Annotated in this window: 29 protein-coding genes and 2 tRNA genes; 21 read left to right on the top strand and 10 right to left on the bottom strand. The window is 49.2% G+C overall.

Features of this window, described 5'->3' with window-relative positions; all coding sequences use genetic code 11:
• The coding region (locus tag PMI05_RS02835) for a competence protein CoiA family protein (RefSeq protein WP_039960106.1) at positions 1-295 on the bottom strand (295 nt) is incomplete at its 3' end.
• A 68-nt stretch (positions 296-363) separates the two neighbouring features.
• Positions 364-1,728: a hemolysin family protein gene (locus PMI05_RS02830; RefSeq protein ID WP_007716931.1), complete on the bottom strand. Its 1,365-nt coding sequence runs from the start codon at positions 1,726-1,728 to the stop codon at positions 364-366.
• A gap of 286 nt (positions 1,729-2,014) precedes the next feature.
• On the opposite strand from PMI05_RS02830, the gene PMI05_RS02825 reads away from it, so the two are divergent.
• The gene (locus PMI05_RS02825) at positions 2,015-2,737 is read left to right on the top strand and encodes a YitT family protein (protein WP_007716929.1); all 723 of its coding nucleotides are present in this window, start codon (positions 2,015-2,017) and stop codon (positions 2,735-2,737) included.
• A 9-nt stretch (positions 2,738-2,746) separates the two neighbouring features.
• Positions 2,747-3,676 (top strand): MBL fold metallo-hydrolase, encoded by a 930-nt coding sequence (locus tag PMI05_RS02820; RefSeq protein ID WP_007716926.1) that lies wholly within the window; start codon positions 2,747-2,749, stop codon positions 3,674-3,676.
• Here PMI05_RS02820 and PMI05_RS02815 read toward each other — a convergent pair.
• A complete protein-coding gene (locus PMI05_RS02815) occupies positions 3,646-4,008 on the bottom strand; it encodes a hypothetical protein (RefSeq protein ID WP_007716925.1) in 363 nt (120 codons plus the stop codon). The two genes, PMI05_RS02820 and PMI05_RS02815, sit on opposite strands and share 31 nt — an antisense overlap.
• Positions 4,009-4,114: 106 nt before the next feature.
• Between PMI05_RS02815 and PMI05_RS02810 the strand changes: the two genes are divergently transcribed.
• Positions 4,115-4,960, top strand: coding sequence for a PHP domain-containing protein (locus PMI05_RS02810; protein WP_007716923.1), 846 nt, complete (start codon positions 4,115-4,117; stop codon positions 4,958-4,960).
• Between the two features lie 66 nt (positions 4,961-5,026).
• Here the strand turns inward: PMI05_RS02810 and PMI05_RS02805 are convergent, their stop codons facing one another.
• The 4 genes from PMI05_RS02805 to PMI05_RS02790 all read right to left on the bottom strand — a co-directional run bounded on the left by PMI05_RS02805 (position 5,027) and on the right by PMI05_RS02790 (position 7,389).
• Entirely contained in the window at positions 5,027-5,449 is a 423-nt protein-coding gene (locus tag PMI05_RS02805) for a DUF3995 domain-containing protein (protein ID WP_007716922.1), read from the bottom strand.
• 109 nt (positions 5,450-5,558) lie between these two features.
• A complete protein-coding gene (locus tag PMI05_RS02800) occupies positions 5,559-6,074 on the bottom strand; it encodes a TetR/AcrR family transcriptional regulator (RefSeq protein WP_039960105.1) in 516 nt (171 codons plus the stop codon).
• Between the two features lie 271 nt (positions 6,075-6,345).
• A complete protein-coding gene (locus PMI05_RS02795; RefSeq protein ID WP_007716920.1) occupies positions 6,346-6,801 on the bottom strand; it encodes a GNAT family N-acetyltransferase in 456 nt (151 codons plus the stop codon).
• A 78-nt stretch (positions 6,802-6,879) separates the two neighbouring features.
• Positions 6,880-7,389, bottom strand: a complete 510-nt coding sequence (locus tag PMI05_RS02790; protein ID WP_007716919.1) for a YjcG family protein — start codon at positions 7,387-7,389, stop codon at positions 6,880-6,882.
• A gap of 145 nt (positions 7,390-7,534) precedes the next feature.
• On the opposite strand from PMI05_RS02790, the gene PMI05_RS30950 reads away from it, so the two are divergent.
• Positions 7,535-7,693, top strand: a complete 159-nt coding sequence (locus PMI05_RS30950) for a hypothetical protein (protein WP_007716917.1) — start codon at positions 7,535-7,537, stop codon at positions 7,691-7,693.
• A gap of 2 nt (positions 7,694-7,695) precedes the next feature.
• Here the strand turns inward: PMI05_RS30950 and PMI05_RS02785 are convergent, their stop codons facing one another.
• Positions 7,696-8,400 (bottom strand): esterase family protein, encoded by a 705-nt coding sequence (locus PMI05_RS02785; RefSeq protein ID WP_007716915.1) that lies wholly within the window; start codon positions 8,398-8,400, stop codon positions 7,696-7,698.
• Between the two features lie 176 nt (positions 8,401-8,576).
• On the opposite strand from PMI05_RS02785, the gene PMI05_RS02780 reads away from it, so the two are divergent.
• The 4 genes from PMI05_RS02780 (at position 8,577) to PMI05_RS02765 (ending at position 10,928) form a co-directional block, all read left to right on the top strand.
• Positions 8,577-9,170, top strand: coding sequence for a phosphatidylglycerophosphatase A (locus PMI05_RS02780; protein ID WP_039960125.1), 594 nt, complete (start codon positions 8,577-8,579; stop codon positions 9,168-9,170).
• 360 nt (positions 9,171-9,530) lie between these two features.
• A tRNA-Ile gene (locus PMI05_RS02775) sits at positions 9,531-9,607 on the top strand.
• A 25-nt stretch (positions 9,608-9,632) separates the two neighbouring features.
• Positions 9,633-9,708: transfer RNA gene (locus tag PMI05_RS02770), tRNA-Val, on the top strand.
• A gap of 179 nt (positions 9,709-9,887) precedes the next feature.
• The gene (locus PMI05_RS02765) at positions 9,888-10,928 is read left to right on the top strand and encodes a tyrosine-type recombinase/integrase (RefSeq protein WP_007716910.1); all 1,041 of its coding nucleotides are present in this window, start codon (positions 9,888-9,890) and stop codon (positions 10,926-10,928) included.
• A gap of 160 nt (positions 10,929-11,088) precedes the next feature.
• Here the strand turns inward: PMI05_RS02765 and PMI05_RS30625 are convergent, their stop codons facing one another.
• Positions 11,089-11,232, bottom strand: coding sequence for a hypothetical protein (locus PMI05_RS30625; protein ID WP_157230835.1), 144 nt, complete (start codon positions 11,230-11,232; stop codon positions 11,089-11,091).
• Positions 11,233-11,512: 280 nt separating this feature from the next.
• On the opposite strand from PMI05_RS30625, the gene PMI05_RS02760 reads away from it, so the two are divergent.
• Positions 11,513-12,106 (top strand): hypothetical protein, encoded by a 594-nt coding sequence (locus tag PMI05_RS02760; RefSeq protein WP_007716908.1) that lies wholly within the window; start codon positions 11,513-11,515, stop codon positions 12,104-12,106.
• Positions 12,107-12,147: 41 nt separating this feature from the next.
• Here the strand turns inward: PMI05_RS02760 and PMI05_RS02755 are convergent, their stop codons facing one another.
• Positions 12,148-12,360 (bottom strand): helix-turn-helix transcriptional regulator, encoded by a 213-nt coding sequence (locus PMI05_RS02755; protein WP_007716906.1) that lies wholly within the window; start codon positions 12,358-12,360, stop codon positions 12,148-12,150.
• A gap of 352 nt (positions 12,361-12,712) precedes the next feature.
• Here PMI05_RS02755 and PMI05_RS02750 point away from each other — a divergent pair, with 352 nt between their 5' ends.
• From PMI05_RS02750 to PMI05_RS02695, 12 genes are all read left to right on the top strand, one after another.
• Positions 12,713-13,093, top strand: coding sequence for a hypothetical protein (locus PMI05_RS02750; RefSeq protein WP_007716905.1), 381 nt, complete (start codon positions 12,713-12,715; stop codon positions 13,091-13,093).
• Between the two features lie 47 nt (positions 13,094-13,140).
• A complete protein-coding gene (locus PMI05_RS02745) occupies positions 13,141-13,440 on the top strand; it encodes a hypothetical protein (RefSeq protein WP_007716896.1) in 300 nt (99 codons plus the stop codon).
• Between the two features lie 88 nt (positions 13,441-13,528).
• The gene (locus PMI05_RS02740) at positions 13,529-14,137 is read left to right on the top strand and encodes a hypothetical protein (protein ID WP_007716892.1); all 609 of its coding nucleotides are present in this window, start codon (positions 13,529-13,531) and stop codon (positions 14,135-14,137) included.
• Between the two features lie 909 nt (positions 14,138-15,046).
• A complete protein-coding gene (locus PMI05_RS29560) occupies positions 15,047-16,306 on the top strand; it encodes a DUF3102 domain-containing protein (protein WP_007716889.1) in 1,260 nt (419 codons plus the stop codon).
• Between the two features lie 380 nt (positions 16,307-16,686).
• Positions 16,687-17,646, top strand: coding sequence for a hypothetical protein (locus tag PMI05_RS02730; RefSeq protein WP_007716887.1), 960 nt, complete (start codon positions 16,687-16,689; stop codon positions 17,644-17,646).
• Positions 17,616-17,843 (top strand): DUF5659 domain-containing protein, encoded by a 228-nt coding sequence (locus tag PMI05_RS31740; RefSeq protein WP_369751181.1) that lies wholly within the window; start codon positions 17,616-17,618, stop codon positions 17,841-17,843. Before PMI05_RS02730 ends, PMI05_RS31740 begins: the two co-directional genes overlap by 31 nt.
• Positions 17,844-17,862: 19 nt before the next feature.
• Positions 17,863-18,405, top strand: coding sequence for a hypothetical protein (locus PMI05_RS02720; protein ID WP_007716882.1), 543 nt, complete (start codon positions 17,863-17,865; stop codon positions 18,403-18,405).
• A 110-nt stretch (positions 18,406-18,515) separates the two neighbouring features.
• Positions 18,516-18,749: a helix-turn-helix transcriptional regulator gene (locus PMI05_RS02715; RefSeq protein WP_007716878.1), complete on the top strand. Its 234-nt coding sequence runs from the start codon at positions 18,516-18,518 to the stop codon at positions 18,747-18,749.
• A gap of 65 nt (positions 18,750-18,814) precedes the next feature.
• Positions 18,815-19,414, top strand: coding sequence for an HNH endonuclease (locus PMI05_RS31735; RefSeq protein WP_007716874.1), 600 nt, complete (start codon positions 18,815-18,817; stop codon positions 19,412-19,414).
• Positions 19,377-19,718 (top strand): cold-shock protein, encoded by a 342-nt coding sequence (locus PMI05_RS29550; RefSeq protein WP_007716871.1) that lies wholly within the window; start codon positions 19,377-19,379, stop codon positions 19,716-19,718. Before PMI05_RS31735 ends, PMI05_RS29550 begins: the two co-directional genes overlap by 38 nt.
• The gene (locus PMI05_RS02700) at positions 19,715-20,149 is read left to right on the top strand and encodes a hypothetical protein (RefSeq protein ID WP_007716869.1); all 435 of its coding nucleotides are present in this window, start codon (positions 19,715-19,717) and stop codon (positions 20,147-20,149) included. Before PMI05_RS29550 ends, PMI05_RS02700 begins: the two co-directional genes overlap by 4 nt.
• Positions 20,136-20,750 carry a hypothetical protein gene (locus PMI05_RS02695; protein WP_007716868.1) on the top strand — a complete coding sequence of 205 codons (615 nt, stop codon included), beginning with the start codon at positions 20,136-20,138 and terminating at the stop codon, positions 20,748-20,750. The genes PMI05_RS02700 and PMI05_RS02695 overlap by 14 nt, the downstream gene beginning before the upstream one ends.
• Positions 20,751-20,763: the final 13 nt, after the last annotated feature.

The raw sequence follows: 20,763 nt of genomic DNA, 5'->3' as shown, positions 1-20,763 counted from the left end.
CCTTTTCGACCGTAGCAGCCAAGACAGCCTGAAAGGCAGTGGCAGCCGTCTCATTAATCGCTTGTAACGAATCGAGAGGAGCAGGACCATTTTCCGTCAGAAGCGGGCACTCTGCTCCTTCAGGATGGAAGAAATGCGGCTCAAAGCTGATACCAGCATGAAGACGAAGCGCCGATGCACAGGCTGGACAGCGTACCTTGTCCTGCCGGGCAGCCATGCGCCAAAACGGTATGCGGTTGTAGTTCTCTGGTAGCAACAGGATGGGTTTGTTGTCTAGTAAAGCGTAGTTCATCATGACACCTCGGAAACAAGAAGTGCCCCCTGTCGGCAGGGGACACTTGCCATTTTGGTTGTTCTTTTTGATTAGGAATGCATCGACACGATATCCTTAGGAAGAACGGACGAATCTTCTGCTCCCAAATACGTGATGTTCACCCGTGTAATGCGATGGTTTTCCAGTTCACTGATCGCAAAAAGATAGCCTTGGAATGTAACGGTTTTGCCTTTCGCGACCTCTTCATTTAACTGGCTGTAGAGCCATCCGGCAATGGTGTCGACTTCGTCGGAAACGACTTCAATCGATATGTAATCATTCAGTTCTGTCAAGAGAGTTTTGCCGGAAACCGAGAGCGTATTGCTGGAGCTTTCTTCAATTTCAGGGCGCTCATTTTCATCGAACTCATCCTGAATATCTCCGACGATTTCCTCCAAAATGTCCTCCATTGTTAACAACCCTGCTGTACCGCCATATTCATCAATCACGATGGCGAGTTGAGAACGGCGCTTTTGCATTAAGCCCAAGACGTGGCTAATTTCCATGGACTCCGGCACCGTCAATAATGGACGGAGAAAATCAGTTAGCTCTGCTTTCCCTGTCGTTAGTGCAGAAAGGTAAAAATCAGAAGTGTGCACAAAGCCAATCAGCCTGTCCTTATCCTCATGAGCAACGGGAAATCGTGAATGGCGAGACTCTCTCATAATTTCGAGGTTTTCGTCAAACGTGTTGTCGTCATAGAGGCAAATCATTTCAATCCGTGGGATCATAATTTCCCGGGCAAGACGTTCGGAAAACACGAAGACATTGTCGACGAGAGCCATCTCGGTCTGGTCAATGTGACCACTTTTATGACTCTGGTTCATGAGCAGGCGGATTTCTTCTTCTGTATGAGCAGATTCGTTTTCGGTGGCAGGCTCGACTCCAAGGCGTCTGATCAGTAAATTGGCTGCTCCGTTTAAAAACCAGATGAGCGGGTAGCTCAGCTTGTAAAAAAACATGAGCGGTGCGGCAGTCCATAGGGAAGTGGCCTCCGCTTTTTGAATCGCCAAAGACTTAGGCGCAAGCTCTCCGAAGACGATATGTAAAAATGTGATGATAGCAAAGGCGATCACAAGTGAGGTCGGACCGACCAAGTAAGATGGGAAGTGAAAAAATACCATGACTGGCGCGACGTAATGGGCGACGGCAGGTTCACCGACCCAGCCTAATCCCAGCGAAGCCAGCGTAATTCCGAGCTGGCAGGCGGACAGATAGGCGTCGAGCTCTCGTGTGACTTTTTGCGCGTAGCGGGCACTTTTGTTATTGCCTTCACTGACGAGCTGGGTCAGACGAGTTTGGCGAACTTTTACCAACGAGAATTCTGCTGCGACGAAGAAGCCGTTCAAAAGAACCAAAAATACCACGAGCAGCAGATTCAGCGTAATCTCCCCTATCGGACTCTCCAAGCACACCTCCGCCTCCCGCAGTGCGAAAGGTGGAGAATTCACCTCCGATACGATAATGGTATTTTACATGTACGACCAAAAATGGATAAATATTCGTTCTAAAACCTGCAATGGATATGCTTTTCATGAGCCATGCTACAGGTTTACTTGTTACTCGTAAGTATACCAATAGGTCAACCGAACAGTCAAAACGTTCCGATTTGAACGAGCGCATTCTTAGGCAATGCTTGGACATACCTGCTTCTTTCCGATCATAAACATAAACGAGCACGGTCCAAGGGGGGAGAGCGACGTGTACTGGCTGCAAAAAAGTGTAGCGATTCTCACAGGAAGCGTGCTTCTAGGGGTAGGAGTCAATCTGTTTTTGGTTCCACATCGCCTGATGGACGGGGGCATGATCGGGATCGGTTTGTTGGCGACGTATTACATGCAGATGTCGCCGGGTCTCGTGATGATTTTGGTAAGTATCCCTGTGTATGTTATCGTCTTTTTTTATGATCGCCGATTGTTTTTTCACAGCTTTCACGGAATGCTGATTTCTGCTTTCTTTATAGACATTCTCTCGGATATGCGTGGTTGGAATTTATGGTCAACATCCTTTTCCGCTGTAACTGGCGGCGTGTTAATCGGAATGGGTATCGGCTTGATGCTTGCCTACGAGACGAATACGGGTGGGACAGACCTGCTCGCGCAATTTCTTGCCAGGCGATACAAGCTGCGCGTTGCTTTGCTAATTTTTCTAATTGATGGGTTGATCGTACTTTGCTCGATTCAAACGATCGGGATGGAGAGAATGATTTTCTCTTTGCTGACAATCGTTGCCGTTGCGGCGACTACGCATATGTTCAGTGGGCTCGGACGACCTTTGCCACCGTATACGATCATTGGCCCGCTTTTTTCGCGTAAAATGGATGGTCGCTCGTCGGGGCTCTATGTAAACACGTACACGAGATATAGGAACAGGGAAGGGGAAGGCGATATTTTGGAGAAAATAAATAGGAAAAGGATGAAATGAGGGACTGTTTTGTCTGGACAAGCATTTCAAATGATAACGGAGCGTGTTGGATATTTTCCCGGTCATGTTAACATAGGCCTTGTTATTGGTGAGCATGGAGCTATCTTGATTGATTCAGGTCTGGATACCCAGAACGCAAAGAAAATCAAGAAAGGACTGGACGCTATCGCCCAGCCCTTGTGTGCAATCATTCAAACACACTCTCATGCCGACCATTTCGGTGGCAACGCCTACTTGCTCGGATGCTGGCCCGAAGCAAGGGTCTATGCGCCACCGCTGGAAGAGGCGATCATTCGGAATCCGATACTTGAGCCCATTTACTTGAACATGGGTGCAGCACCACTTGAGGATCTCAAAAACAAGTTTTTGTTGGCGCAACCTTCTCGGGTGGACCACCTCCTTCCACTGGATGAAGGGATCGAAATTGCTGGCGTACCTTTCTATATCCTTTCTCTGCCGGGGCATAGCTGGCAACAGGTTGGCGTCGTCTGTGACGAGATTTGCTTCGCTGCCGACAGTTATTTAGGCGAAGAGGTTTTGGAAAAGCACAAGCTGCCGTTTCTTGTGGATGCGCATGAGACCCTACTTAGTCTACATAAGCTGCTTGCAACGAATTACAAGGGATACTTGCCTGGGCACGGAGCATATACCACCACCTCTCAAGATGCCGTGAACAAAAATATTGCTTGGCATGAGCGGATTTTCTCGGTGATCTGCGACATTTTAGTAGAGGAGAGAACACCAGAAGAAGCGTTAACTCTCCTGTGTGAGCGTTTACACATTTCCATAGAGAATGCTTCGAGCTACGTCCTGTTTCGGACGGCGTTTATGGGTTACTTGGTCGGGCTTCAGAAAACAAAGAGGGTGGCATACCGGTTTGAACATAATCGGTGGTTGTGGATAACCGTTCAGGATGGAGCGGAGGGAGCAGACAGGTAATCGGCGATTTCTGCTAGCTTATGCTCTGCAGCTTCGCGGACGGCCTTGGGAATGAAAAAAACTTCTTCGGATGTGGCGTTCATATAGAACTTTGCTTCTAAATACGGATGACCCAGTTTGACATTCAGTTCCCCTTTTCCGGTCGTTGTGTTGGTGTAGTTCGTAGGGATGCGCAAAAAATACGCGCTGCTGCTGGCGGAATCGTACATGACGACATCGTACGTGAGCATACTGTCCCCGCCTGATCGATGAAAACCTTGTTGCCGCAGCATTTTGTCAACATAAGAGAGTGGCTGAACGACACCGGTAAGGGTCTTGTTTTTTAACCGCATGGACATCCTCCTCGGTTCAACCATTGAGAAATCAAGCTTACTCCCATACTATGTACGGCAATACCAATTCAGACTTGTAGAAAAAGAAAAGAAGGAGTGGACGAGGATGGAATTTATAGCAGATTTGCATACTCATACAAAAGCGTCAGACGGTACCTGCGAGCCAGCGGAAAACGTACGTTTGGCGAAGGAGGCGGGACTTGCTGCACTGGCGATCACGGATCACGACACGGTAGCAGGGATTCCAGAAGCAATGGAGGCTGCCCGCGCACTTGACGTGGAAATCATTCCGGGAGTTGAAGTGAGCTCCGTAGGGAAGGGGCAGGATATTCACGTTCTCGGCTATTTTGTCCCGTATGAAGATCCAGCTTTTGAAGAGCGTCTCTTTCGTTTGCGAGAGACAAGGCATGAGCGTAACCAACTGTTAATAGCACGGTTGCAGGAGCTCGGTATCGACATTTCATTGGAAAAGGTATACTGCCGCAAGCAGGGCACGGACAAAAACATCGGGCGGCCGCATATTGCCGAAGAACTGATAGAGCTGGGCGTCGTTTCTACGATTGCGGAGGCCTTCGATAAGTACTTAGGCAAAGGGGGAGCGGCTTATGTCAATCCTCCACGCATTACCCCGCAGGAAGCAATCACGCTGATCAAAGAGGCTGGGGGAGTGGCGGTGCTGGCTCATCCGGGTCTGTATGACGATGATGAGTTGGTCCATGAGCTGATTGTATTCGGATTGGACGGGATTGAAGTCAACCACCCGGACAACGATGAGGTACAAAAAATGCGCTACAGCAAGTGGGCAGCACAATACGGACTTGTTGTAACGGGCGGTTCTGATTTCCATGGCTGGCGTGGAGAGGAGCCGTTTCATGCTATGCTCGGCTCCCATACCGTAGCGATGGATGCTGTTGAACAGCTACGTGCGATTGCGGCGAAGCGGAAGGTATAATTCATTCATCCATACGTAACGGAAACGACCCTCTTCGCTTTTATGGGAAGAGGGTTTTTGGTTAACTTAAAACAATGCGAGCAGAAAAGATATCCCTAACCACAAGCATAGAGGGGTATACAATGCCGTATCTTGACGGGCAAACTTCGTATTTTTTACTTTTTTAAAAAAGCCAATATAGTTAAAGTCTCCCACAGCCCGTAGGACAAATACAGCGGCACAGGCAATGCATCCCCATTGAATCAAAGAAGGGGCAATTACGGGAAATAGATAACCGCTCTGGGCGAGCAAAATGTAAGCGGCAGAAGCGAGCAAGCAGGCAACGATGATCGTTCCGCCTTTCCCAGGAGAAAAAGTCCGGCGTGAATGATCGGCTGTTGTGGGAATGACGGAATCTGTCCCCCATTTTCCTCCGAAGGCCCAATAAAAATGCAGCAAGGACACGATGACTAAGAAGATAGCAGATGAGATAGGGAAAACATGCGTCATGGGATATGCCTCCTATTGATTCGTAAGGTTTTTGCAGAAGATACGAATCCGTATGTTTTGGGTGAAAAAATCCCTGTGCAAGACAATCTGTCAGGCAGGAAGGGGGTAATCAAATCCAAGACATAAAATGATGCAAGGGTGCGGACATATCAAAAGGCGCTTCCAACTCTCTGCGCACGAGCCAACCAATATAGAGGAGGTACGCGAGCTGAGCGCGTGCCTTTGCATCAGTGGGAGCCAGCCCTTTTTTCTCATACAAAGAGGCAACGAAGCCGATCCTGCGCTTCTCGATTTCCACAAGACGCTTGGAAAGGGCAGGATGCTGTTTCGCCCAGTTGTAGATTGCCGCTTCGATTTTTCGCTCGCTGCTAAAAACTCTCGACAACAGCTGTTCCAACGACATGTTGTCCGAGTGTGGCGCTCGAATAATCCGCTCGGTCGCATGTTCCTCCCAATAATCGATCATGGAGTCCAGTAACGCTTGACGATCTGAAAAGTGATGATAAAAGCTCCCCTTGCTGATCTTTAGTTTTCTGGCGAGAGGTTCCACACGGACAGCGTCAATGCCTGCATCAGCCAACATATCGAGCCCTGCTCGAATCCAATCTTCGCGTACGTATTGCATGGTTCACCCCAAAGATACGGTATCGTATGTTTCTGGTTCCATGTTATTCCACTGGGTGTGAAGTGTCAAGAAGCATTGAATTTTGTATTGAGAAAGTAGCAGAGGGCTACGGCGATGACTCTTTTGAACGAGTGATTGAGGAATCCGGAAACCGCAGGTGATTTCATACCTTTATCGGGTGCCAATGAAAAACAACCTCGCTTCGCATGATGATCATAGCGAAAACAAGGTTGTTTTCCGACTGAGGGGATTGAGCTGCATGCAACTTTTGTTATTCGCGAATGGATTTGACCATGGCAATATGCTCGATACCCGCATCGTCAAATAAGTCGCCAAAAGGTTCATAGCCGAGCTTTTCGTAAAACCGTTGGGCTTGCGTCTGTGCGTTCAGCTTCAAGCTGTCATACCCGTGTTGTTTGGCCAGCTCTTCCATCGCGAGCATGATTTGGCGGCCCAGACCGGTACCGCGTTCTGTTTTAGCAACCGCCACCCGTTCAATTTTTCCCACCCCAGGTGCGTACGTACGGATACGGCTTGCGCCTACTGGCTTTCCATCGCGGTAGGCCACAAAATGAATCGTCCCGCCATCCAGTGTGTCATTCTCATCTATTTCCAACTCTTCCGGTACTTCCTGTTCCTCGATGAAAACGACTCGGCGTACGGACAGGGCATCCGCCAATTCTTGTTCATTGGTGACTCTTTGGATCTGGTAGGTTTGCAGGTTCATCGATATTCGTCCTTTGTTAGAAAATACCCCTCCCTACGATGGATACGCAGGGAGGGTTGGTGATTGGAGAAAGGGTGTTTATTTTTTGAGAAGGAAAGTCTGGTAAACGCTCCAGATGCCATCCTCGAGCTGATAAACCAAGTGGAAGCGATCAATCTCACTGTTCAGGTCAATTTTTGCCATGCTTAGTTGGCCGGTTACATCTCGCAGCTCATCGTCGGACAGGTCGCGCCCGATGGTCAGATGCGGTACGTATGCATAGGTTTCTTTTTCATTCACACACTGATTGGCAATCTTTTGATGCAGCTCGTTAAATGGTTCTTTGTTTTGCACAGCTAAATAGATGACGTTGGTGGTAGGGTGGAAAGAAGATACTCGATGGAAATGAGCCGAAAAGCTGTCGGTAGAGGAGGCAACTTGCTCCAGATGGCTCACCAGCTCAGACAACTTGGCTTCGTCCAGCTCAAAGGCTTCCTTCAAACGGATATACGGAGGAACCAAAGCATAGCCCGGGTCATAACGTTTCCGGTAAGAGTTGGCAACTTCTTGCACCTTGCTAGATGGGAATATTACGATACTGTACATCATCAGAACCACTCCTCCTTACTATCTATCGTGCTCTACAAGATATTATTTTAACAGAAAATTCTTCATTTGTGTAATGTTAAGCGTGGGTCCGTATATTCCTTGCGCCAAAGGAAAGACTGTGTAGTGCAAGGAGGTGCCGCACTGCATGTATACGGCTATGATGATCACATTCATTTTTCTCGTTCTGCTTCTACTGTCTGTGCTGACCTTCACCATCTTGACTGCGATACGAAAAGGAGAATTCGAAGAGGCACTCGTACCGACTATCAAGGATGAAGGTCCACAAGAAGAACAGCCACGGTAAGTTTACCCGTAAAGCGTCTTGAGCATACGCGGTAGATTGCGCTGCCAGTAGCCCCACGTATGGTCACCCTCAAACGTTTCATAAATGAGGGTGGCTTTTTTCGTGTCCAAAATCTCGCGCAGTTCTTCATTCGCCGCTAGAAGATTCAATGTGCCGCGCCCAGTGCTTACTGTCGTTTCCTCCGTCCCAATTTCCAAATAAATGGTCTGCGGTACGGAAAAGTCAGTGTCAGCTACTAAACGATTTAGCTTTGCGTCCATGGCAATCGACTGGCAGGCAACTTGTCCAAACGTATGTGGATAGTTAAGAGCAGTGAACAGAGAGACAACCCCGCCCAAAGATTCGCCAAGAAGTGTTCGGGCGTTCCCCAAAGGATGTGTGGAGTAATGTGTATCGACGTAGCTCACGACTTCTTCGGCGAGGAAGCGTCGGTAGGCCATGTGCTCCTTGCCATCCGGATGATAACGGTCGTTCCGTTTGCTTTTCTCGACAGGGAGAAAGACAGCGATGATATCAGGCAGTTCTTTGTCCTGATTCAATTGATCCAACAAAGTAGCCATCCGGCCCATTGCCAAGTAATCTTCTCCATCCTGTACGTAAAGGACGGGATACGAGTAGAGTGGCGAGTAGCGTTGGGGTGTGTAGACAACCAGCTTTTCCGGCGTCCCCAAATGCCGGCTTTTCAAGACGATTTCCTCAAGGGCCACTGCGGTGTCCTCCTTATTGGGATATTCTGTTCATTATTATACAGGAGGGAGCGGGCATGCCCAAGAGTTTGGGTGCAGGGTCAGGCATTGGGCGAAAGATTGTCGCAATTTGGTCAGCGTGTGATACTATGGTAGGAAACGACTTCACTCGATTTGTGGAAGGGGTTGTCTCTTATATGAAGAAGCAAGTACACAGCATCGAAGTCAGAAACGCTGCTCTCGCACGTTTGGCAGAACGCGGAGTGACGTTGGATGATATCGCAGAGATCGTCTATCTCATGCAATCGCCCTACCATCCAGATCTCACGATGGCGCAGTGCATGGAGAGCGTGAAAGCGGTCTTGGAAAAAAGGGAAATGCAGCACGCCATCCTAGTTGGCGTTGAGTTGGATACGTTAGCAGAGAAGGGCCTCTTGTCCGAACCGCTCCAATCCATCATCGCGTCAGATGAAGGACTGTTCGGATGCGACGAAACATTGGCGCTAGGCTCCGTATTTGGATATGGAAGTATTGCGGTGACCACCTTTGGACATTTGGATAAACACAAGGTCGGGGTGATTAAAAGGCTGGATACCAAGTCGGCAGAGGGACGTGTTCACACATTTTTGGACGACCTCGTGGCGAGTGTGGCAGCCAATGCATCTAGCCGCATGGCGCATCGGATGAGAGATGAGCAGGAGGCGGAGTTGGCACGAAGTGAGGCGGCTAAGCTTCAGGAAGCCGAGCTGCGTGTCGAGGAGAAAGGGAAAGGGACGGAGCAGGCGGGGTAAGTTAGGTTTGGGATGATGGAGTTTGTTTCGATCGTTACCTAATTATCTTGTTTGTTTTCATCTCTATTGAATAGTTTTCAGCTTAGCAGGAGCCAATTCTTCACCGATGTAGCTCATATGCTTGATACGTCATGTATGATGTGATGCCATCTTGTAGGTAATTCCCAAGCTTTGTAGGGGATGTGGGCAGCAGCGGTGGGGAATGGCTTTTTACAAGGAAAAAACAAGCCTGATTTCACTGGGTTTTTTAGTGTTCTTTTGGTACGAGTGAAAATTTTTACAAGAAATTATTCGTTTCCTCTTGAAATCCAGTTTACGATACTGTATAGTAATAAATGTGATCGACGTCCGATACGATTCGGGCCCTTAGCTCAGTTGGTCAGAGCGGTCGGCTCATAACCGATTGGTCGTAGGTTCGAGTCCTACAGGGCCCACCATTAAACGATCACACACATATCCCATGATCCGGTAGCTCAGTTGGGAGAGCACCATCTTGACAGGGTGGGGGTCGCTGGTTCGAACCCAGTCCGGATCACCATACGTTAGAAACCGCGCTATATCAACGTTTTAACCCGATCGACTGACCGATGGACTCACCGGAAACTGTAACGCAAGGTGTGGGTTCTTAAATCCGCAGGGTGCGGGTCTAAATCGTAGATGGCCGTAATAGATGAACGTCCTCGTTTCGTTAATTCGCGAATGGAGGGCGTTTTTGTTATGTCTGAGAAACGTAAGGGTCGTACGACTAAAGTCGAGAGGTTTTCGGTCAAATCCGATTTCTCACTTGACTTGTTGTTCGAGAAATTCTATCACTCGAAAGTAGCGGAGGGGCGGAAGGAACGAACACTAGAAAGCTATCGCGAGAACTATAAGTTTCTTACGGACTATCTTGACAGTCGTGGGATTGGGCGAGATGTGCGAAATGTGACTAGCGATCTTATCCGCGACTATATAGTATGGATGTTGAATGAAAAAGTGAGATTTGAAGGAAGTAAGTACGGGCCTAAAGCGGAGCAGCCGGTTGGTATTTCAGCAGCAAGCGCTAATATCCGAATCAAGAGCATTAAAACAATGTTCAAGTTTTTGTACGAAGAAGGGATTATCGAGGAGTCTCCGTTTAAATCTATCAAGAAGGTAACTGAGGATGATAATGAGATTATCATTCTGACGGTAGAACAACTAAAAGCCTTATTAAAGGCTCCAAATCAAAGGCGTTACACGGGTTTTCGCGATGCGGTCCTTATGAATTTTTTGCTGGACGGGTTCTTTAGAATAAACGAAGCTCTTTCACTAAGACGCGCGGACATAGATTTTGATCAGTGTATGGTGACAATGCGCGCGGAAGAGACTAAAACAAGGCGATCACGAACCATTCCGCTACAAAAACGTACCATAGCACTCCTGGAAGAACTTATTAAAGAAAACGAGGATTTTGATTCTGAATATGTATTCTTGGCGAACTATGGGGAGCAATTGACGGCAACACAATTTCGGCATAGATTGCGGGACCATGCGATAAATGCAGGGATAAAGCGGAGAGTTCATCCGCACTTGTTCCGGCATACAGCGGCCACTATGGCGCTTGAGGCGGGGATGGACGTTCGTCATCTGCAAATGATGCTAGGGCATCGAGACCTTCGGATGGTCATGCGCTATACCCATCTTTCGAAAGCGTCCCTTCAAATTCAACATGACCGCTATTCTCCGTTAAACGAGGTAGTAGGTAAGTTGGAAAGAGACCGTAAAACATTACGCTAGCCCTTTCCGGCTGGCGTTTTCTTTTTGCACCAACGCTTTAGTCCGGAAAAGTGCGTATGCATACGCTAGCCTTTCCGACCGCGATAACCTGCACCACTATCACGATTTAACGTAATAAAGCGAACGCGCACGACCGAACATTTCCGTACAAAATACGCGATTACATCCGCTGCACGTTCCCGGCGCGAACGCCCTCCGAAATCTCAGGGGTCACGCTGCATAACGGCTGCATAAACGGATGGGAAATAAAAACGGTCGAATCGCGCAAGCCCGCGCCGTTATGCGGTTTGTATAAACGGTGCATAAATGATAATTATCCACAACGCGTAGAAACCGCGCCATTATCACGTTTGTGAAAACGAGCTGAGTCCGAGGAGAGATCTTCCGTAAACTGGGAATGGATATCAATTGCATAACGGAACGGTTACGGTTTGACCCCCAAGGGGGTATGCCGAAACCCCGCGGTCAGACCGTTACACCTCGCGCGAATCAAATTTCATCTCGGGGTCCGTGAAGAGACGGTGGTTCACCGTGAACCAGTGTTATTATGGTATAATTTGGGTAAAAATCGGAGGGTCGATGCAATGAAACGTTCATTGTACACACTCACTGTAGTCGCTATACTGACGGGATGTGGTCCGGAATTCAAAGATACAAATGGGACTATGCCGGATGAATTAAAGGCATCTGTAGAGCAAGAGCACAATACGTCCGCTGTGAATTCCGAATCGTCTACGCCGGAATCTGATTTGCCCTCAATCACGATAAGTGAAATCGCAGGCAAACCGGAAGCAGACGTAAACGCGCTACTCGGCAAGCCTATCGCGACAGAAAACGGAGAGTGGACGTCGCTATCAACGGAGGAGAAGACGCCCTTCGTTCGTCATACGTACAAATCGGATACTTGCGAGATAAGCGTTATGTTCATCGAAGGAGTCGCGGCCAGGATCGAGATACGCCCGTCTGAGGCGTTCAAGTATCCGGATGACGCGATAAAGGCGATGCGTGCGGCTGGGCTGGCGGTAGAGGACGCATTGGAGCCGGAACGAGAGAATCCGCTGTATCTCGATTACGGACAGGTGGACGGGTTCTATAACGTCCGCGTAGTAAAGGACGTCGAAGGAAATCCGGAGAATGTCGCATACGTGAAGCTTGTTACGGAGAGTAGGTTCAAATAACATAGGCAAAAGAAAAAGTGCTTCCCGATAAAAGGGGGCACTTATTTATCGTCTGGCGCGTATTCAATCAATTCTCCCGGTGTTACCGAGAGTGCCATACACAATTTATTAAGTGACTCGAAATCAACTCTCGCGATTGCTCCCAAAGCTAGCACCTTTACAGTGTTACGAGAAAGACCTGTGATTTCTATGATGTCTTTTTGGTCTAAGCCGCGTTGCTCCATTATCTCTCCCAAGCGGAAACGAATCGCCATGAAAAAACCTCCAAAAAATTGTTGGTCAACTAGTTGACAGGTCTACTAAGTGTATTATATCATTAGGTCAACGAGTTAAGCGGTCAACTACCTGACAAGTACAGTTATTATACCGCATTTTCCCCACTTTTTCAATTATTCTACGGTGCATCCCCCATCCGCGCGCCGTTCGGTTCTTTCAACGGACATCCCCGTCCGTTCTGATCCAACTACATACTATCCCCCGTATCAACCTCCCCCGATTTTTGACGCATCTACAGCGGACCCCTTCCGCGATCCAGCGTCAGCGTTACGCCCGTAGCGCATTGTCGAGCGGAGGTATTTGACGTTTTTTACGAAGGAGGACGAGCCTATGGCAACGCGATTCCCCGCAATTAAGTACCGAATCATAAGCGATGAGTTCGGAGACGACCGTTTTGACGCGTATCTGATCGATGAGGATAACGCGATCGAGATAGACGAGTACGGAGTCATGAAAATTATCGGCGTTGTGAAAACGGACGAGCCCGGAGTATACCTAGATTACAGCGGAATGGTAGCGCTTGGGCCTTCGGAGAATGAGTCGGATATCGACCATGTAGTTGACCGCTTGAGGAGTATGTCTGCGTACGAGTTGGTCACTAGGTTTATGGTTCGCAGTAGCCAACACTTTGAGCTTAATATTGTAGAAATGAAGATTGTTGATCCTACACCCGAAATGGAACTCGATGAACCTTTAAACAGGGGAGAGTAGTCCGTATAGTTAACGGAACATTCTGATTAAAAAGGGGGATGGAACCAATGGCATTTATCGCGCACGATTTTTCGGACGAACATCTGTACGATGCTGAGAGCTTAAAAGGTGTGTACGTGAGGGAGACGTTTACGTTCGAAGTGGGTTGGAAGAAAACCATAACGGGGTGGATGAATCTGCGTCTTATCGGAAGTAGCGATGAAAAAGTAATCAACATGTCACCACAGTGCTTTTTCGACTTGATACCGGAAGCCGGAGACGACGCGATATCGGGAGTTGTTTACATGTCGGCGTCTAGGGTGGAGGAACTTGGCTTCCTAGTTGCAAGAGAGGACGTGATCGCATGAGGCTAGGACGTCGCTGCTCACTCCATATCCGTCTGCGCCACTTGCTCACTCTAGTCACTACGGTGGACAAGCGCGGGGAGGTATCGAAATGAACGTTAATATCTCGCCTGTCGCATTATCACAAGCAATCGCGATAACAGGTTACGATGAGGCTACCACTATCGATTTCGTTCACGGAATCTTCCGCCAGGCCATTCGTACGTCAAAATGCGGCTATGCGTTCGACTGCTGGCAACTAACGATCAAAGCCGGAACAATCACGCGTTTTCGGAAGCACCGCGTCAAAGTCGGCGACATTTACGTCAGCATGCACGCAATCGAACGTGCGAACGAGCGCTTCCGTATACCGAAGAAGGACGCGGCTGAGTGGTTAGCCGACCAACTGAACCGCGCCGCCTTTATAGCTGTTACGCAGGATGACAAGGGCAACTTCGGTCGCACGTATGCCATTGACGGCATGATTATCGGAATGGATATGCGTGAACAAGTGATAACTACGGTTTATCCGGCCAGTATCGCAAGTCTCAAACTGTATCGAAGAATTGAGTGGCTGACTCGCCTGGAACTCCGTAAAGCTACGCTGAAACTGAGGATTGCAAAAGCCCTACGACTGCCTACGGACCGGATCGAGCAGATGACACGGGAGTTCAAACATGTCGTCCGATCCTTGCCTGTCCATTCTAAACTTGCTCGCTAATCGATCCGCCAGACGTCCGATGAAATCGAGTTCCTTGCGCGGGAACGCTTGAAACGTACGCCAACGTTTAGGAGATCATTTTGAGCCTCTAAATTCGCCCGATGATCCGCGTCCGAGGTGCGGGAACACTTCGGATCGGGGAAGGCTAACGTTCCTGAATCGCAGTTTCAAGATGGAACCGCGCCCCGTTCCTTTGCCTGCTGCAAACGTTAGGGATCGGTTAGGCAGCGCGGAACCCTACCCAAAATTTTGCGGAGGGTCTAACGCATCCGACCGGCAGAGATCACCTTCGGCGCGCCAACGCCAAACGACTCTGACCGAGTGGACTACGCCAAGGGTTCACCGGATGTGATAACTCTAGTACACGTTGTACCAGACCTGTCCGTCACTTGCGCCAACATTTGACGGTTAACGGACTACGCGGCGGCAAACGTTGGTAGTCCGGATGCAGTAACTCTGGTTCACGTTGTACCAGACCTTACGAAGCCTCTCGTACCGTTATCGGTCGCGCCAACGAATCGTTAGCGGAACGCCATGCGGGAGGTTCTTCGTCTTGCTCTCTTCGATTATAAACGAGAACGTGCGTTTGGTTCAAGCTGTTTTTGTGCAAATTTGGAAATTTTACGAATTACTATGTAGAGGGTGCGCGAAATAGGCGATCGCGTACGGTGATATTAGAAAAGCCTCCGAACGGAGTTTCCGTTAGAGGCTCGTTGTTTTATTCAAAAGAAACGAAAAATAGTCCCAAAGACCTATGTGAATCAGTCGTGGGATATCCGATAATGAAGAGTACGGGGCGATCTATGTGCTCATAGTATGCCCAATCTTACCTTAACTTGATACCATTCTATCATCGAAATCAAGAAACGTCAAGCAGGTAGGTTAAAAAAATTGTAGAGGGTGGATGAGATGAGAGACGTAAAAGTGAAATTGAATCCTAATGCGTTCAAGCAAGGGCCAAAAATGGACGAGCTTTCCCGCGATATCCGCGTCATTAGCGAAGAAATTCAGTCGTACAAACAGCGCGTCACATCGTCCATCGTCGAAATAGGCAAGCGGTTGAGGCACGTTAAGGAGTACGACCTCACACACGGAAGGTGGCTAGATTGGCTTGCGAGCCTACAGATAGAGGCGCGCCAAGCTCAACGGTTCATGCAGGCGTATGAGCAGTTCGGTGACACGTCGGCGTCGACGCATTTGGAGTCCGGCAAGATTATCGAAATGCTGACGTTACCTCCCGAAGTGGATCGCGCCGAGTTCATCGAGAAGAAACACCGAGTTCCGTCAACTGGCGAGGAGAAGACGGTAGAGGAGATGAGTACGCGGGAGATTCGCGAGGTAGTGAGGGAGGAGCGGCGAGCGGCGGGTCTGGTGAAGGAGAAAACTCCCAAGCACTTAGATGTAGATAGGGAGTTGGCTGTTCCGCTTAAAGTAGAGCTCGCTGATATCGGCGAAGATGACCCACTAAATGAAGTGGTTAGGGCCTTGAAGAATCTAATACCTGATATCAAAGAGTTAGTGAGACACAATGCGCTGTCACTGGATATTGCGGTGAAGGTTGGTCAACTGTCTCCCGCGGCTCAATTAACCGTGAAGCCGTTTCTTGGGAAAGGTGCTTCGTTAGTAGAGGTCATCCTTGATATTGTTGTGTTTTGCACAGAGAATGACCTGCCAACATGGGTGGTTTCGGAAACTGTGAGGTTTAGGGAAGAAGTTGAGACTGTCAGAGGGTTATTTCTAGGAATGGGGTCCCTTTTGAGAGGAGTGGAAATACAAGAACTTATCACTAGATTTGGGCGGCTTATAGAAGAGGAAAGTCTTCACATTGAAGAAGAAGATTTGCGTGAGCAGTTTAGGAGTTGTTTTGATGAGTTAGGCAGGATACGAAGTGAGATCGGCCGTGAGTATGAAAAATTCAACGCGGGAAGTAAGAGTCGGTCAGGAGGGTTCAGCAGACCGACGACACAAGCACCAAAGTCCGAGGGCCCACGACATGTACTAGGGATTGCCCAAGAAGCACCCATAGAAGAAGTGAAGGTGAAATACCGAGAATTAATGAAGGTTCTACACCCGGACAAAGGCGGAAGTTCCTACCTTTTTCAAGCGGTCAAAGCAGCTTACGAAGCAATATGTGAAGAGGAGCGCTCCCAGGCTACTAGGACAGCATAATCCAACGACAGGCATCGACTGCGGCTCCTCCTTGTCGAGCGCTTTCCTTCGCGTTCCGCTCAGTCAATCGCAGTCATCATCTTATCGCGCCGGTATTTACATGTAACTTATTCGCGAATAAAGGTGAGGGGGCCGGAACGGTAGAGACGGCAGCTAGGGGCGATCTTCCCCGACGCTTGTGCCTGATGTCCACCACTATCTTATGTCGCGCAGGGTTGAAGGAAGAAGAAAACAGATAAGAAGTACAAGACTGCATCAAAAACGGCTATAAACCGCGTCAATATTGGGCCGACACCACTTTTTTGTTTGACCCGAAAGGCAACCTATTTCCGGTGTTTTTGACCCGAAAGGCAACCTGTTTTGAAAGGGAGAGATGGAAAATGGCTACAGACCAACAGAAGCGTCGGCGCCGACGTATTGACCAGGCGATTATTGACCGTTTGGCAAGGCGTCAAGGCCGCAGAGCCAGCGCAACACTAGATGGCGGCACTATTCGGAATGGTCGCGTAATCTCGCCAGACGGCGTAGATATGTCGCATCGGTTCGAAGTTAAGCCAACGGTAATTCCGCGGGTAAGGTGGTATTTCCGGAATCGGTCGGAGATGGGACTTTTTGCGGAAGAGAACGGTGGTTACGTGTGGGGGCTGTTCAAGTCGTGCGCAACGATGGAAATGCATTGGGCAGACGCAGGGCTTACGCAATCGGATTTCGCTCGCCTCATGTTCATCGGTACGTACACAAATTACGAAGGCGTACTGTGCCATCCGAACGGGCGAATGATATCGAAGGATTCCTTGCGTGAATTGGTCGGAATACACCGGACGAAATTCGATGAGTTCTACGGTAAGTTAATCGCGGCATCCATCATTAGGGAAGCGGAGGACGGGGCCATACAAATGAGTCCAGACGTTTTCCAGCGTGGGGAGATTCCGAAGGGCGAATATATCGACCGTATCCGAATCTATCGCGATGCAGTTCGGGGGCTCTACGACAAGTACGGGAAAGGGCGGTCGGTCCGGCAGTTGGGGATTGTGTACTCCGTGATTCCGTTCATGCATCGTAATTTGAATATCATTTGCTTCAATCCGCTCGAAAAGAACGATGACCAAATACGGCCGATTACGTTGGACAAGCTCGCATTGATGCTCGGGTACCAAGACACTGGGAAATTCAAGAGAGCTCTCCGCGCTATCAATATCGGGAGCCAGCCTGTGTTTGCCTTCGTGGAGGACGTGGAAGACAGCCGTAAGAGACGTATTCTAGTCAACCCGCGCGTCGTGTTTGCGGGAGACTTTGAAGGGCTAATGGCATGTCGTGCTATTGCTGTAGAGTTCAATTAGGGAGGTTTAGGAGAATGGACAAGCCGTACAAAATTATCCATTCGCAGAAACTCGCCGGATACCTGATGGCGCGCGGTTTCGTCCTCGTAAGAACGGAGCCCGACCGTAGAGGGAACGGCCGCAACGTTTTCCTATTCCGAGTTTCGGACGAACTAGAGCGCGCAGTCACCGAGTATAGCAGTAGTCGATCCCAATAAGAATGGAGCGATTATCCCAATGCAAACCACTGTATACGGCTGGCCCGGAGAGGGCGCAATCGAGTACGCCCGCCAGTATATCGTTGACCTACCTCGCGAAGAGGCGTTACCTATCATTCACCGTTTACTCAAGGAACCGTCCGATGATAAACGCGTCAAGCGGTGCGACTATTGCGGCTATCCGTGGAGAGACGGCAGCAAACGGAATACTAAACGGACGTGTAGCGATGAGTGTAAAACGGGCATCAAAACACTCCAAAGGCGACAGCAACGAGCCGACAAAGCATTATTGACAGGAAAGACGAAGAAGCGAACAAAGCGCGATGAATACTACATTTGGTGGTTAGAATATCCGTTTTGGATCAATGAGTACGAAATGTTGAAAAATTCCTGGAAGTACGAAAAATCGATGGACGAGGAGGGGCTGTCATACATCCGAGGCAAACAGCAGTTGTACGGCAAGGGAAATCGAAAGAGAAAGACCCACGATCCAGGAAAAGAAGATGATGACGCAGCTCGCGATTTCAACAAAAGGACAATTCAAAAGCTGCGCGGAAGGTGAGTTTTAAATGGCGACAAAAAAGTATAGGTGAGAGGGACCAGCAGTCACGCTTGGTCCTTTTTGTGTTGGAAAAATTAGCGATAAAAAACGAGAAAAGGAGATGAGCGAGTGTGGTTGTGAATCTGACAAGCGGCGATGTCATTGCTATCCGTTTGGCATCCGAGATGAACCAGAAGCAGTTTGCGGAACATGTCGGCATTTCACAAAGTTTTCTGTCGGACCTCGAAAACGGTAGACGTAAAGTGTCACCATATTTCGTCGGTAAGTTGACGCGGAAGGTCGACACAGGCGATCCCGATTTACAGGAGCGAATCCGCCGTCTATCAGCGGTCGCGGATTTCTAAACAAACGGGTGGCGGGAGCCTTTAACCCCGTAGTAAAACAAATAGACCGAATCGAGGAAGACGAAATGGAGACGAAGACTTGTCGCAAATGCGGCGAAGCCAAGCCGCTAATTGACATGGTACGTAATTCGCGCAGGAAAAGTGGAAGAGGCACCGTTTGCAAGCCATGCGAAACGAAGCGCAACCGAGCCCAGTACGATTCGAACTATCACGTATTCAAATGGCACAGAAGGCGCGCCGCTTATTACGGTACAGGCACGTACCTAACGTGCACAGAGTTCACCGCGATCCGTACGGAGCCCGATAGGGAGTGCGCCTATTGCGGAAGCCGCGAAAAGTTATGCGTGGAGCATGTTCGACCACTCCAACACTCCGGGCCTAATTCGCGATGGAACGTAGTGACCGCCTGTAGCTCGTGTAACAGTCGCAAGGGGGCGCGGACAGTGATCGAGTTCTACGAAAAATCACCCGCGTTCACACGAGAGAGGTTCGACGCATTGATCGCGCACATGGCGCAGCATAACGGATGCACAACGGAGGAAATGCGCTGGTTGATCGAAGGATACCACGCGGGCGAGATGTGGTCGAAGGAGCAACGCAAAAAAAGAAATGGGGGGTCAAAAACGCATGAAACAGCAAGTAGTAGAGCGCGCGCCATCATTTAATGATCGAGCAGGCAAAAAGATTCGAGTATCGACCTGGGAGCAGACGGACCCGTTCCCGTGGATCGCGTCAACCGGATTCAAGTCACCGCGCTACGAACCAAAGCCGCAGCCAGCGGGTGGGCAACGCTGTGGAGGAGTAAAGTGGTATTCAGATACAAAGGGATTTGGATTTTCGGAATGTGGAATTTTCGTTCATGCCCGCAACGTAGTCAGCGGAGAGCTTCGGGTAGGCTCACGTATCTGTTTCGACGTAGCGGACGGCCCTAAAGGACAGCATGCTACGAATGTGCGAGTGATCGGATGAGGCCGCTCGTCATCGCAAACGTTGAACATGTCGAAAGGCAACCGTTCCTTGTTGCGCTCCTTCACGGTGAGGACGGTTATTTGCTCGATGAAATCACGCTACCATACGAAGGACCGGACGCCGCGTGCGAACTTATCGCGGAGATTATGCGGAGGTATCGTTTTGAAACGGTCGAGTGCTGGACGTCCGAACTCGCGCTGTATGTAGCCGCGCTGCGTACAGTAGGGATCGCTGTAACGTTCAAGCACCGATCGGATACGGCTGGTACGCGTGAGGCTATCGAACATAGTCGGGATATTCTCGCGGAAATTTACGAGATCAAACCGAAGATTCCGAAGCCGAAGCCCCCGAGATGGAGGCTCTTTTTTATTGGATTGATCGAAAAAATACTCAACAAACTAAGAGGAGATGGAAAATATGATGAAATTTGAACTGGCAGACAAGCAAAAGGAACAACGTGATAGTAAGCAGCAAAAGGTTATGGCAATGGCTGAACAAGAACAAAAGGCGCGGGAGGAGCTTGTCGCGCTGAAACATCAGTATGAGCAAGCGATGGTTGCCAGTGTGAGTGCTGGAAAGGGAATCACTGACGAGATAGATGCGCTTGGAGTCAAGGTTGAAGAAGCCGAGAAAGCACTGAAACGCCGACAGCAAGAACGCCAGGTGTACAGCACTAATCAGCAGCCCGGCACGATTAGCGCTGACGACATTGTCCGAGAGTGGAACGAGGTGTTTGTGCCGGATATACGCAAGGAACAACTTGAACCTGTATTGAAAGAGATGTTGCGCGCGAAAAAAGCAGTTATTGACGCCTCGGTTGCATACAGGAAGCTAATGAAGGAATTTGAAGCGGAAAGATATCGTGTTGTCGCAATAGCAGGTGACGGCGTTCAGTACAAGTTGAACGACATCGCCTTTCAACGAACTGACGAGAGGGAGAAATACTTTATCACCAGATACGATGAGGCAGCTCTGCGGCACGGTGAGATACCAAGTAGCTTTCAGAATGTACGAGATGAAGAACTACAGTAAACGGAGGTAATCT

This window comes from Brevibacillus sp. BC25, assembly GCF_000282075.1.
GTDB lineage: Bacteria > Bacillota > Bacilli > Brevibacillales > Brevibacillaceae > Brevibacillus.
The sequence above is the reverse complement of the archived record's forward strand: the minus strand, read 5'-3'. Positions and strand labels throughout refer to the sequence as shown.

Bases quoted from the DNA above. Each gene is read 5' to 3' on its own strand.
- PMI05_RS02810 (WP_007716923.1), top strand. From the start codon at position 4,115: ATGGAATTTATAGCAGATTTGCATACTCATACAAAAGCGTCAGACGGT.
- PMI05_RS31735 (WP_007716874.1), top strand. From the start codon at position 18,815: ATGGAGACGAAGACTTGTCGCAAATGCGGCGAAGCCAAGCCGCTAATT.
- PMI05_RS02745 (WP_007716896.1), top strand. From the start codon at position 13,141: ATGGCATTTATCGCGCACGATTTTTCGGACGAACATCTGTACGATGCT.
- PMI05_RS31740 (WP_369751181.1), top strand. From the start codon at position 17,616: ATGTCGTGCTATTGCTGTAGAGTTCAATTAGGGAGGTTTAGGAGAATG.
- PMI05_RS02750 (WP_007716905.1), top strand. From the start codon at position 12,713: ATGGCAACGCGATTCCCCGCAATTAAGTACCGAATCATAAGCGATGAG.
- PMI05_RS02740 (WP_007716892.1), top strand. From the start codon at position 13,529: ATGAACGTTAATATCTCGCCTGTCGCATTATCACAAGCAATCGCGATA.
- PMI05_RS02790 (WP_007716919.1), bottom strand. From the start codon at position 7,389: ATGATGTACAGTATCGTAATATTCCCATCTAGCAAGGTGCAAGAAGTT.
- PMI05_RS02760 (WP_007716908.1), top strand. From the start codon at position 11,513: ATGAAACGTTCATTGTACACACTCACTGTAGTCGCTATACTGACGGGA.
- PMI05_RS02765 (WP_007716910.1), top strand. From the start codon at position 9,888: ATGTCTGAGAAACGTAAGGGTCGTACGACTAAAGTCGAGAGGTTTTCG.
- PMI05_RS30625 (WP_157230835.1), bottom strand. From the start codon at position 11,232: ATGCACCGTTTATACAAACCGCATAACGGCGCGGGCTTGCGCGATTCG.
- PMI05_RS02780 (WP_039960125.1), top strand. From the start codon at position 8,577: ATGAAGAAGCAAGTACACAGCATCGAAGTCAGAAACGCTGCTCTCGCA.
- PMI05_RS02795 (WP_007716920.1), bottom strand. From the start codon at position 6,801: ATGAACCTGCAAACCTACCAGATCCAAAGAGTCACCAATGAACAAGAA.
- PMI05_RS02695 (WP_007716868.1), top strand. From the start codon at position 20,136: ATGATGAAATTTGAACTGGCAGACAAGCAAAAGGAACAACGTGATAGT.
- PMI05_RS02730 (WP_007716887.1), top strand. From the start codon at position 16,687: ATGGCTACAGACCAACAGAAGCGTCGGCGCCGACGTATTGACCAGGCG.
- PMI05_RS02700 (WP_007716869.1), top strand. From the start codon at position 19,715: ATGAGGCCGCTCGTCATCGCAAACGTTGAACATGTCGAAAGGCAACCG.
- PMI05_RS02800 (WP_039960105.1), bottom strand. From the start codon at position 6,074: ATGCAATACGTACGCGAAGATTGGATTCGAGCAGGGCTCGATATGTTG.
- PMI05_RS02720 (WP_007716882.1), top strand. From the start codon at position 17,863: ATGCAAACCACTGTATACGGCTGGCCCGGAGAGGGCGCAATCGAGTAC.
- PMI05_RS30950 (WP_007716917.1), top strand. From the start codon at position 7,535: ATGTATACGGCTATGATGATCACATTCATTTTTCTCGTTCTGCTTCTA.
- PMI05_RS29550 (WP_007716871.1), top strand. From the start codon at position 19,377: ATGAAACAGCAAGTAGTAGAGCGCGCGCCATCATTTAATGATCGAGCA.
- PMI05_RS02815 (WP_007716925.1), bottom strand. From the start codon at position 4,008: ATGCGGTTAAAAAACAAGACCCTTACCGGTGTCGTTCAGCCACTCTCT.
- PMI05_RS02755 (WP_007716906.1), bottom strand. From the start codon at position 12,360: ATGGCGATTCGTTTCCGCTTGGGAGAGATAATGGAGCAACGCGGCTTA.
- PMI05_RS02805 (WP_007716922.1), bottom strand. From the start codon at position 5,449: ATGACGCATGTTTTCCCTATCTCATCTGCTATCTTCTTAGTCATCGTG.
- PMI05_RS29560 (WP_007716889.1), top strand. From the start codon at position 15,047: ATGAGAGACGTAAAAGTGAAATTGAATCCTAATGCGTTCAAGCAAGGG.